Annotated in this window: 11 protein-coding genes; 3 read left to right on the forward strand and 8 right to left on the reverse strand. The window is 51.6% G+C overall.

Going from position 1 to position 10,205, the window contains the following annotated elements:
- Window positions 1–3: 3 nt before the first annotated feature.
- The gene (locus LZ23_RS20655) at window positions 4–426 is read right to left on the reverse strand and encodes a hypothetical protein (RefSeq protein ID WP_045217291.1); all 423 of its coding nucleotides are present in this window, start codon (window positions 424–426) and stop codon (window positions 4–6) included.
- Between the two features lie 368 nt (window positions 427–794).
- Between LZ23_RS20655 and LZ23_RS24375 the strand changes: the two genes are divergently transcribed.
- A complete protein-coding gene (locus LZ23_RS24375; protein ID WP_157493377.1) occupies window positions 795–980 on the forward strand; it encodes a hypothetical protein in 186 nt (61 codons plus the stop codon).
- An 89-nt stretch (window positions 981–1,069) separates the two neighbouring features.
- On the opposite strand, the gene LZ23_RS20665 is transcribed toward LZ23_RS24375, so the two are convergent.
- Both LZ23_RS20665 and LZ23_RS20670 read right to left on the reverse strand, forming a co-directional pair.
- A complete protein-coding gene (locus tag LZ23_RS20665) occupies window positions 1,070–1,618 on the reverse strand; it encodes an Lcl C-terminal domain-containing protein (RefSeq protein WP_157493380.1) in 549 nt (182 codons plus the stop codon).
- A 26-nt stretch (window positions 1,619–1,644) separates the two neighbouring features.
- Window positions 1,645–2,013: a hypothetical protein gene (locus LZ23_RS20670; RefSeq protein WP_045217296.1), complete on the reverse strand. Its 369-nt coding sequence runs from the start codon at window positions 2,011–2,013 to the stop codon at window positions 1,645–1,647.
- Window positions 2,014–2,361: 348 nt separating this feature from the next.
- Between LZ23_RS20670 and LZ23_RS20675 the strand changes: the two genes are divergently transcribed.
- On the forward strand, window positions 2,362–2,568 hold the full coding sequence (locus tag LZ23_RS20675) for a hypothetical protein (RefSeq protein ID WP_157493381.1): 207 nt from the start codon (window positions 2,362–2,364) through the stop codon (window positions 2,566–2,568).
- Window positions 2,569–2,764: 196 nt separating this feature from the next.
- On the opposite strand, the gene LZ23_RS24380 is transcribed toward LZ23_RS20675, so the two are convergent.
- From LZ23_RS24380 to LZ23_RS20700, 4 genes are all read right to left on the reverse strand, one after another.
- Window positions 2,765–3,133, reverse strand: a complete 369-nt coding sequence (locus LZ23_RS24380) for a hypothetical protein (protein WP_157493383.1) — start codon at window positions 3,131–3,133, stop codon at window positions 2,765–2,767.
- 349 nt (window positions 3,134–3,482) lie between these two features.
- Complete coding sequence (locus LZ23_RS24385; RefSeq protein WP_157493385.1) at window positions 3,483–3,794, reverse strand: hypothetical protein; 312 nt, start codon at window positions 3,792–3,794, stop codon at window positions 3,483–3,485.
- A 675-nt stretch (window positions 3,795–4,469) separates the two neighbouring features.
- Window positions 4,470–4,892 carry a hypothetical protein gene (locus LZ23_RS20695; protein WP_045217304.1) on the reverse strand — a complete coding sequence of 141 codons (423 nt, stop codon included), beginning with the start codon at window positions 4,890–4,892 and terminating at the stop codon, window positions 4,470–4,472.
- A gap of 200 nt (window positions 4,893–5,092) precedes the next feature.
- A complete protein-coding gene (locus tag LZ23_RS20700; protein WP_052507584.1) occupies window positions 5,093–5,545 on the reverse strand; it encodes an Lcl C-terminal domain-containing protein in 453 nt (150 codons plus the stop codon).
- A 1,227-nt stretch (window positions 5,546–6,772) separates the two neighbouring features.
- On the opposite strand from LZ23_RS20700, the gene LZ23_RS20715 reads away from it, so the two are divergent.
- Entirely contained in the window at window positions 6,773–7,960 is a 1,188-nt protein-coding gene (locus LZ23_RS20715) for a serine hydrolase domain-containing protein (RefSeq protein ID WP_052507585.1), read from the forward strand.
- Window positions 7,961–8,518: 558 nt separating this feature from the next.
- On the opposite strand, the gene LZ23_RS20720 is transcribed toward LZ23_RS20715, so the two are convergent.
- Window positions 8,519–9,775 (reverse strand): C45 family autoproteolytic acyltransferase/hydrolase, encoded by a 1,257-nt coding sequence (locus LZ23_RS20720; protein ID WP_045217310.1) that lies wholly within the window; start codon window positions 9,773–9,775, stop codon window positions 8,519–8,521.
- Window positions 9,776–10,205 lie beyond the last annotated feature (430 nt).

The following is a 10,205-nucleotide window of genomic DNA, read 5'->3' on the forward strand; positions in this document are numbered from 1 at the left end:
GTTTTATTTAAGCAAAAGGTCTGCTTCTTTATAAACATCTTCACATGCCTGCCTCTGGGTGGCAGCTCTTGGATAAAAAAAAGGCCTCACTCTACTTTTTATGCCATAAAATTGTTGATCTCCAGCCTGCTCCCTGACAACGTTACAATCGAATTGTGACCATGCAGTATCACTCTCATCAGAATAAATGCATCTGTAAGTGATCAATGTTTGAGAATCATTTGCTGATGTGTAAGTTACGCTAATCTGCCTCCAGTATCCAAACAGTGAAGTCTGTTCTACATTTGCTGAGCAATGAATTGTCTGGTGGTGATTTGTCCAATCATGTGCATGTGCAGGTTTAAAGAAAACAAAAAGAGAAAGTGCGAACAAAAGTGAAGTAGCAGCATAAGAAAAACAAAAGTAATTTTTGATTGTTTTGACCATAATTTCCTCAGTATCTATTGAAGGTTAAGTTCTGTGTTATGCTATGCGTTTTTTAATAATTTGTTTGTAACATGCCTTGTCCGTTAATTTCATCTGTCCCGCACCTCTGTCTTACCGGTATCCACTCACCATCAGGCAAAGGCCTCATCAAAATTGAAGTTCTTAACTGATGAATGTTCGAAATGACTCTAACGGTCATCCTCATGACAAAACTTTCATTCTGAAGCCTTCGCCATACCAGGTTGCGGACCTCCAGCCTTCCAGTGCGGGCAGTCGAAGTCCCGCATGTCCTGCATAAGGCAATAGCTTCTGAACCTGACGCATGCGAAGAGACAATCCACGTCCCCCGGAGGGCACAGGGCTTCACATTGATCCCGATTAGCATCACAGGCCCGCAGGATACTGCTGAACGTCACGTTGCAGCAGTAGTTGCAGTCGATCAGGTCGGAGCAGCCGTGGACGCAGTCGATGTAGGTTCCGGAGGCGGCGTGAAGGTTGGGCGTTGCCATGAACAACAGGGACAGGGCCAGGGCCAGGAAGGTGGTCAGGAATAGTTTTTTCATTTTCAGTCTCCTTGTGGCGAGGTCAGTGTAAAAGTGTTGAACTGCCAAGTGTTCCGAAAGGCCAAAGATCCAAAGCTACATCACTGTCCGGCGCGGACCGGCCACACGTGGCTGTAGGGGGCCTTGCGGTGGTGCACGTAGACGTTGCCCATGTGCACGCCACATGCGTGGTCCGCCATGTCCGGGTAGGGCGTGCTGGACCAGTAGTAGGACGCCTGGACCCCGGTAAAGGGATGTCCGCCTTGAATTGCATGGTATATAGCCTCAAGCTCATCCTTGCTCGGCAGCAGCCAGCCGTCAATTCCGGAGATGCTGAAAGAGCTGCACCTGGACATGGCGTCTTTCCAATTCAATCTGCCGAACGGGTTGGCATCCTTGGTCCACATCAGCCCCGTCACCGTGTCCGTCACCGTCCCGTTCCCATTGTCCGTGAACCGCTGGGCCTGGGCTTCCCCGGACATGACCATCCAGGTCAGGCAGAGCATGACTGCCATAGCTGCAAACGCAAGAATCTTTTTCATGATTAGTTCTCCTGTTGATGGTGAATTTTTGGGGCTTGCATCTCTGCCAGCACGACCCATCCCATGGCAAAACTTTATGAATCTAAAAATCATACATGTAAACGACAACAGACATCCCGCATTACTGATAGTTGTTAACGCATATTGTTAATGCAATCCGGAATGGAACTTCCGCTCATTTCCACGCAATTCCATCCTGAATCAGGGTAATATCCGCACTGCGAGTTTCCTGAAGTTACCTGACCTATGACTCCGGAAGGAATATAGCTGGTGAGACCGTCACGGGAGATGTCCCTTGTCACCGCGCCTTTGCTGCCATCGACAAAACCGTTTCCGCAGTTGCCATATGAGGGAACGAACAGAATCCAGTACTTTATACCTTTACACCTACAGGCGTAATTCTCGTCAGCCGATGCAGGCGTGACCGCTGTCAAGACCAGGGCGCAGGCGATGACCAGCGCACAGGCAGCTATTTTTGAATCCGTTTTCCACATTGTACTCATGATCGTTCCTCTTTGGTTGGATGGTGAGATGTTGACTTGATAATGAATGTTCCATGCCTTACAAAAAAAATACATAATTTAAAAATGTTAGAATAAAATGCCAACCAGTTAAAACCGTGCTGTTTGAGGAGCTTGGTGCAAAAAGTGCTTTTTGCACCAAGCAGTGGTCAGTGGTTAGTTTGCTAGTAAAAACAATGTGTTGCCGGAAGTCCATAAGGCATTTTGTTTGGTCCAAAGGACTTTTTGCACTGACCTCTAAAATGGTACAACGCCGCTGGTCGTATCGCCGGCCCCCATGCCTTTCGTTTTCGTGCCAGGACCGGACTAGGTAACCCGTACCATGCCATTATGGATACCGACAGCATTTATCGTGTAACCATAGCTTTTTATACAGCCAGGAATTTCATAAACAATATCAATGATCGGGTTGGGTATTGTGTTTCTGTATCCCCAGGCATTCAGGTTAGTTCTCATGCAGCTCATTCCGGAATCGGCATCGGCCTTTGGCACAGTGACCACACAGAACAAGACAATCGAGGCAAAGAGGGCACCTGACACAAAAAAAAGAAGATACCGTAAATCAATTTTTTTCTCCCATCATTTCCTCCTGTTCAGTGGTTGAATCACCACTTTTAAATTGTTTGAATGCCCCGGGTAGGCCCCCAGTACTGAAACACGATGTCACGCCATGATGCTTTTCATTCGTTCGTGAAACGATGCCGGAGAATGTCTATCAAATATCAATATGACTCTACCGGTCATCCTCATGGCAAAACTTGCACTCTGATGTCTTCGTCAAACCAGGCTGCGGGCCGTCGGCCTTCCAGTGCGGGCAGTCGAAGTCCCGCATGTCCTGCATGAGGCAATCGCTTCTGAACTTCACGCATGCGAAGAGACAATCCATGTCCCCCGGAGGGCACAGGGCATCGCACTGGTCCCGTCTGCCGTCGCAGGCCGCCAGGATACGGCTGAAGGTCTCGTTGCAGCAGTTGTTGCAGTCGATCAGGTCGGGGCAGCCGTGGACGCAGTCGATGTAGGTGCCAGTTGCGGCATGAAGGTTGGGGGTTGCCATGAACAGCAGGGCCAGGGCCAGGAAGGTGGTCAGAAACAGTTTTTGCATTTCAAGTCTCCTTTACGGGTTGAAGGACCAAATAAGGTTTATCCGGCAAAAGCGTACGTTGCCGGGAAAAGGCTTAAAGCCATGTTGAATGAATGTTTGGGGAGCATTACGCGTTTCTGACAACTGAAAAAAATGATGTGCTTGTCACAGCTTTTTTGTGGTTAGAAGCGGTTTATCATGGCTTGGCACGGCTTCCTGCCCGGAGGCTTACAGCCCGGAGGGGGACTGTCCCTGGCTTCGGGACTGTCCCCTCTCTGGTTGTCAGAAACGCGTAATGCTCCCTATGTTTGGACCAAGGCATAAGAAGTTATTGTCTCTCACCCAATGTTGGATATAGTTGCGAAAACAATCACTCTCGATAGTGACAATTGGATGGATGGTTGCCGTTTCTGACATTTTGCCACATCCACATGCACCCGGACTTGCATGTTTCCTTCTCTTTAGGGACATCGTACCACCCATCACAAGAGGTCAGGCACATGTGATAGGCGTCCCATAGCGAGTATTCGCACGGCGGCACCGTTGTCTGGGCATGGGATTCGCGGGGCAGAAAGACTTGGAAAAGGGCCTGCAAGGCGGAATCCGACATGACCAGTCCGGACAGGCAGAGCATCAAGGCCAGGGCCGTTGTGGTGAAAAGCTTTCTCCATATTTTCCTCATGATTTTTCCTCCTTGGTTGAAAAACGCCTGCTTTGGACTTTTGCGGGGACATCATCATTGATGATGAATTCCTCCGACCCGCTCAACAGTATTTTTTCAGCAGGTGGCTGTCTGACGTTCACCAACAACAATTCTCCCCAAAGCCGCCGCTCCCGCCTGCCCACAATCAGGGCGAGTTATACGGTGAACGCCGCATAACTATGTAGTTTCCATCTGGAAACTCTTTTGATTCCCCCTTTTAAACCATGCTGTCAGGACAGGGGGGCAGCAGTTCAGCGACACAGAATCCGTTTCACGTTGTATTGTCGTATCGTCGTGGTACCCTCGACCAGCTCCACGTCAGATCCGATACACACCAGGGTCCCTAAAGTGTTTATAAAGGATCTGACGCATTGACCAACATTACTTCCGGTTTCCTTTGTAAAATCGCCGTCAAAGTCTCTGTGCGTATGTCCATCAAAAACAGTTCTGAATATGGACGCATATATGGCAGATGCCTTCCATCGTGCGGCCTCTTCCTCACTGATTTGGATGGGATTCCGGCCGTCCCCCAGGATGCAGACCTCAAAGGCGATCCTTTCACCTAAAGGGTCAGCATGGGCGGAAAGGACGGGCATGAGCAGAAAAAACGTTATCATCAGCGCGAAGCAAAGCCTTGTTTTCATAAGTCACCTCTCACTTTTTGCAGAAGCCGTATTGATTGTCCTTGAGGGGAAGAGCAACTATCCCCGCCTTCCAGCAAATAACCCACGATGTATTTCCAGGCATAGGGGTGAAATTGGAAATTCCGTCCGTGTCACCCCCCTGGATCGTAACCGACCTGATTTGCAGCCATCCTCTTTGACGAGGATTCTCCACATATATTCTTCCAGTCAGACCGGAAGGAACATAGTGCATGAAGTCCAGGGATAAGGTTTCTTTGGGATTCAAGCCAATGGTCATGGCCAGTTCACTGTGGTCCGTGCCGGGCGCCACGCCATACCCATCGACAAATACGCGATGATCGGTCTGATTGGTGATCGTTGCCTCAAATGCTGATGCATGGGAAGCGCCCAGAAAAAGTATCATCATTAAAAAAATCAAAGCGTTGTTTCTCATCTCTACCTCCATTTTCGTTGAGTGACAGGAAACCGAATACATCCTGTTGCCGGTTCTTTCCGTCGCATCCAATCTCTTACCTCTGCCAACCACCAGGGCATGGGGCTAAATCGCAAATATGGGCCTCGGAGGCTGCGCCTTGGACAGCCTCATCCCGCCAAAGAGCCCACTATTCCGAACAACCACAGCTCCCAAGCACCTCACTGTCCGGCGCGGACCGGCCACACGTGGGAGCGGGTGGACTTGTGGATGACGTCCACTTGGCCGCCGCGCATGGACACGGCCCACGCGGCGTCCCTGCGGCCCGCGTAGGCCGTGCTGGACCAGTAGCCGTACGACTGGACCCCGGTAAAGGGATGTCCGCTTTGAATTGCATGGTATATAGCCGAAAGCTCATCCCTGCTCGGCAGCCGCCATCCGCCAATTCCGGAGATGCTGAAAGAGCTGCACCCCCGCCAGGCGTCATCCCAATTCAACCAGCCGACCGGGTTGGCATCCTTGGTCCACATCAGCCCCGTCTCCGTGTCCGTCACCGTCCCGTTCCCATTGTCCGTGAACCGGGCCTGAGCTTCGCCGGACATGACCAGTCCGCTCAGGCAGAGAATAAAGGCCAGGGCCGCTGTTATGAAAAGCGCTCTCCACATTTTCCTCATGACGTTCCTCCTTGTTTGGGTGTTGATATTTCTCAATTATAGGCACTATCTATGCCATACAATAAAACCGTTAAATAACAATACGTTATGAAAAGCAGCCAGCCACGGTCAGTCATAAGTTTGCGCCAACATGGTTGGCGGTAGTTGGTAGTGGATATTATGATGAAGTTCTTAATCTTCAGTTGTGAAACGGTTGAGAGAGTTTTATCTTGACTTGGAAATTAATTAGAATTGAAAATAATAACAAGGTGTTTCTTGTGATCAAGGTTGAATTTAGCCTGGTCATGGTTGCTATGATCAGGAGTATCTGTTTAGTGCTTTGCATGTGGCACGGCTTCCTGCCCGGAGGCATACAGCCCGGAGGGGGGACTGGCTCTTCCGGGACCCGCTTGCCTCATAAATGAGACGTATACAACAGGGAGCATTACGCGTTTCTGACAACTGAAAAAATTGATGTGTTTGTCACATCTTTTATTGGGGTTAAAAGCGGTTTATCATGGCTTGGAACGGCTTCCTGCCCGGAGGCTTACAGTCCGGAGGGGGACTGTCCCTGGCTTCGGGACTGTCCCCTATCTGGTTGTCAGAAACGCGTAATGCTCCCTATACAACATCGGTTGATGCTCAAGCGGGTCCCCCGGAGTGCCTGTCCCCTGCTTTCCTTTATCTTCCAGCCATCAACGGGTAAGTTACTAAGCTTTTTCCGTGACCCTGCACGGAAAAAGTGGCCCCTTCGGGGCAGCTGAATGTTATGCTCTTGTAAAGTGGGGCCTGCTTCCAGCAGGCCTTCTTTAAAAACAGCCGGCATCCTGCCGGCTCCACTTACAATTGCCACAAGGACCAACATGTTTGTCTGAAATTTCCAATAAGCACCTAATACGTTTTAGGAGGTGATGAGTGCGCCTACCCACAATGTCCGGGCATTTTCTCAAGGGCAAATGCTGTGACGGACGCAGCTTCCGCCTTGTCTTGACGACAAGGAAATATTATGGCAGGCCTTGCTGTACATTGGATACGTCAGACTGGGTAATTGTTGTAAGGATGGTATTCAGATGCGACTGCAAAAACTCATTTTTACAGTCGCAGGAGTCAGGAGCCAGTAAAATCAAAGAGTTTATGGAGCTGATTTATTCCTAATTATTCATTTCCCGACTTTTTGCATGTGCATCTATTCAGGCCATGTTTTGCAAGGCTGTAATACGTTTATTCAACTGCCAGGGAGAAAGGACCATGTTTTTTTGCCGTTACGGATTGTTTTGGGGTACTCGAACTGTGATGCCTTTTCCTTTTTCACCATCGCGATACTGGATGTTCCTGCTGGTCCTTCTGTTTATATCCTCAGGATGCGGCGGCGGTTCAGGAAGTTCGCATGATGAAACCCGCCAAAAGGTAAATGATGCTTTAGATAAAGTAATGGTCGACAACAATATACCGGGCTTGGTGGCAAAAACCTCGCTTCACAACGATGGACCCTGGACAGTTGTTAAAGGCGTGGCGAACACAGCCACCAACGAGTGGACGACAGCCGAACACAAGTTTCGAGTGGCTAGTGTAACCAAAACCTTTACCGCGGTGATGGTGCTCATCTTGGCGGATAGGGGAGAGTTGGGCTTAGACGATACTGTGGGCAACTACCTTCTCAATGTGCCAAACGGTGACCAAATTACTGTCAGAATGCTTCTCAACCATACCTCAGGAATAAGAGATGAAGATCCTGACGGAGAGTTGCGACGGGCACTCCGCGAAGAGCCGCTGCGTAAGTGGACGCCCTGGGAAGTGTTCAACACCTATACAGGAGGCAAACCCCAGGGAAGCCCTGGCATGGAGTATGAATACTCCAATGCCGGCTACGTTCTGGCCGGGATATTGATCGAGGAAATTGCCGGAAAAACAGTACAGGAGTTTCTTGAAGAAAGCATAACAGGACCCCTTGAGCTCAATAACACCTACTTTCCCGAAGGCCCAACCATACGTGAACCTCACGCGCACGGTTACGACGGCGATAAGGATGTCACCCATTCAGATTTATCGTGGGACTTCACGGCCGGTGCAATGGTATCGTCTGCCGGTGACCTTTACAAATGGGCAAGAGCATTCAGCTTAGGATACCTGCTGTCACCTGAAATGTTTGCTGAACAAAAAAGATGGATCGAATTACCAAAAGGACGCGGCGAAATTAAGGGCGGCCTGGGAATGGTAAACCTTTTCGGATGGCTTGGGCATAGCGGCGGTAATATCGGTTGGCTGGCGAATATGTACTACCAGCCTGAGCAGGATGCTGCCTTAGTAGTTCTAATGAATAAGTTGAGCAATGACGGTTCTGACCTGCTGGCGGGGCAGCAGGCTTTTGCCCGTGTTGCTGATGTCCTGGTTCCGGGATCCATCCCTCTTTGGTATCTTGAAGCTGTAATGCCCTAAAAGGAGCACCCCGCTCAAAAACCCTTGACCAGTTCTTCTTAGCCGCCGCCATTCGCCAGGGCTGCGGCGGCCGCCTTCAGCCGTCCTCAGCCCGTCATGCCCGGCTACGAGTTACCCAGCTTCGACGTAGGGCGCGTGATGGCAGTCGCCGATGTTTCCCAAAAATAAAGCTCGATCCATGCCATAATAAGAAACACAGTGATTCCGGAATGTTGCGAAAAAGAGCCAGCCGGTAAAAGCTGTGCTGTTTGCGCCCATTCTGTTGGCAACGCCAACACTTTTACTAATGGCAGAGCTCACAGCCGGCCTTTGTTAAACCCGGCTGCGGACCGCCGGCCTTCCAGTGCGGACAGTCGAAATCCCGTGTGTCCTGCTTGAGGCAATCGTTTCTGACCATCACGCATGCGTCAAGACAATCCATATCCCCGGAGGGCACAGGGCTTCGCACTGATTGCGCCCATTCCGTTGGCACTGCCAGGATTCTTGGCGATCCGGGAGATGCCTGGAAGCTGTTGGAGGCGTGTTCGAAGCGCAAGGGCGAAGAGGTCAGGGACCGCCTCACTGCCTGCCGTCGAAATACCCGGCCAGGGGCACCCGTTCCCAGTCCGCGTAGTCGCAGCCCCGAATCCAGATCGTTCTCTCGGCGGGTACGGCCACGACCTGAACGACCGTACCGGTATGGTAGGCGCCGCCCTCTTCCATGGGGACTTCCAGGAAGGTCATCATGGCCTGGGGGGTGAACAATCCCTTGTACGCCGGGGACTGGGCCATCCGAAGCATGTTGTCGTAGCGCGGGTCAATGTCCGAGGGTTTCGGCGGAGCGACCCTGTTCCGCCAGTGCGCTGGATACGGGGGGACAAAGCTGTTGTAGGCAATGACCAGGCCGTGATCGTCCGCCGGGCGGACCCTGGTGTCAAACGTGGGGCGCTCCAGGGAGACGGCGTGGGTCAGGTCCGCGATCTGCAGAATGTAGGAGACGTCCGCGGGGATGCTTTTGAGCAGGGCCGCGGCCTGTTGCACCGTGTCGCTTTGATTGAGTACAGTGACCAGGACGGAACTAGTGTCCTCGCGCTCCTCATGCACCGTGGGATCGGAGTACTCGCCGTTGTTCAACTCGATGAACAGACCCCGGTTGTTCATCCCTGTTTCCAGATACACGTTGCCCAGGGGGTGGATATTGGCCAGGGCGTTGCCTTCCAGGGGATGCAACACGACCACGGCCAGATAGCGCATGTACCGGCTCATGGCCTTCCGGTCGATGTCCCAGTTGCGGCCAAAAATCAGGGTTCCGTCCCTGGTGTAGCCGTCCCAGACCGCGATGCCGCTGCACGCGCTGGGCGGCTCTCCGCCCAGGACCGCGTTGGTCAGCAGCATCATCCCGGCATTGAGGACCAGTGTTTCATCATAAGACAGGCCGGATGTCTGACTGATGCCAAGAAGCAGCTCTTGCAACTGGGATGAATACTGGCTGATTACCTCGGTCGCCATACTCTTCTGTTCTTCTTCGGATATGCCCCGGGCGATGACATCGCGCGTTATCTCGGTATGAAACCGACGCAGCTCCGGCCCCATCAAACCTCCGTACTGACGACCCATCTCCAGCCAGGATCCCGCCAGATCCAGGACCCAGTAAGTTCCGGAAGCAGTCTTTTCGGCGCGTCCGTTTTCAAAAGACCGAGGTGAGTCGTTCTCTCCGTCGCTCCCGCCGCAGCCCGGTAAAAGAAGCAGTATAATGAGCGCGACAAAAAACACATGTCGTCCGCCGATCAGGGCCGTCTTGAGTGGGGAATACCAATTATCGTGTGCAGGCTGCATAATCCTCTCCTGGTTACAGTGGGTTGTGTCCGTCATCCCAAGCGGGTGCAGGACAGCGGCGCGGCAGGTGGGAATATTTCCACGGACCGCCGGGCCGCCTCAGTTAAACAGGCTTCGCGTTAAACGGGAATAGTGGCAGCGCCAGGGATGGATAATGTGCCTGACCCGGAGTATGGCCGCTGTACCTGCAGCCCCGGGAGGCAGGTAGTCTTCAAAAATCAGGGGGCTGGACTATTCCAGAAATATAGCCGCATTGCTGAAAATCAAATCTGTATTTTCTCCCTTCCAAAGAACTTGCTGAAAACCCTGTGAAAGTCTTCAAGACCGACCGGTTAGCGTATATAATCATCCATTCCGCCCTCCAGAAACCTTTCCCTGTCACCTGGATGGGTATGAGCGGTTACTGCGATGTATGAATGGCAAGCCTATT

The sequence above is a fragment of the Desulfonatronovibrio magnus genome, assembly GCF_000934755.1.
GTDB classification, from domain to species: Bacteria; Desulfobacterota; Desulfovibrionia; order Desulfovibrionales; family Desulfonatronovibrionaceae; genus Desulfonatronovibrio; species Desulfonatronovibrio magnus.